The sequence below is a fragment of the Legionella stuttgartensis genome, assembly GCF_977063405.2.
In genome coordinates this window covers 1-818 of sequence record NZ_CDRUHA020000035.1, presented here as the reverse complement: position 1 = coordinate 818, position 818 = coordinate 1, and the positions used below count along the sequence as shown (strand labels likewise).

Genomic DNA, 818 nt, shown 5'->3' with positions numbered 1-818 from the left:
CACATATTGTTATCACGCCAAGTAGGTGTACCCTACATTGTTGTGTTCATGAACAAAGCAGACATGGTTGATGACCCTGAGTTGTTAGAATTAGTTGAAATGGAAGTGCGTGACTTATTAAGCAGTTACGATTTCCCTGGGGATGATATTCCAATTGTTGTTGGTTCTGCGCTGAAAGCGTTGGAAGGAGATGACAGTGAGATTGGTGTTAAAGCAATTGAGAAATTGGTTGAAACCATGGACTCATACATTCCTGAGCCAGTACGTAACATTGATAAAGCATTTTTGTTACCGATTGAAGACGTATTTTCTATTTCTGGACGCGGAACAGTAGTAACTGGACGTGTAGAGAGTGGAATAGTGAAAGTGGGTGAAGAGATTGAGATTGTGGGAATCCGTGATACTCAAAAAACCACTTGCACAGGTGTTGAGATGTTCCGTAAGTTGTTGGATGAGGGTCGAGCTGGAGATAACGTAGGTGTATTGTTACGTGGAACCAAGCGAGATGAAGTTGAGCGCGGCCAAGTATTGGCGAAGCCAGGAACAATTAAGCCTCATACAAAATTTGAAGCTGAAGTATACGTGTTGTCAAAAGAAGAAGGTGGACGTCATACTCCATTTTTCAATGGATACAGACCACAGTTTTATTTCAGAACAACAGACGTGACAGGTACATGTGACTTGCCATCTGGAGTAGAAATGGTAATGCCTGGTGATAACGTACAATTGACTATCAACCTGCATGCACCTATTGCGATGGACGAAGGTTTACGTTTCGCAATTCGGGAAGGTGGCCGTACTGTTGGCGCCGGTGTTGT

At 43.2% G+C, this 818-nt stretch carries 1 protein-coding gene; it reads left to right on the top strand.

Features of this window, described 5'->3' with window-relative positions:
- Window positions 1-818, top strand: an 818-nt coding sequence (locus ACWTEW_RS10915) for an elongation factor Tu (RefSeq protein ID WP_454783632.1), incomplete at both ends; no start/stop codon positions are given.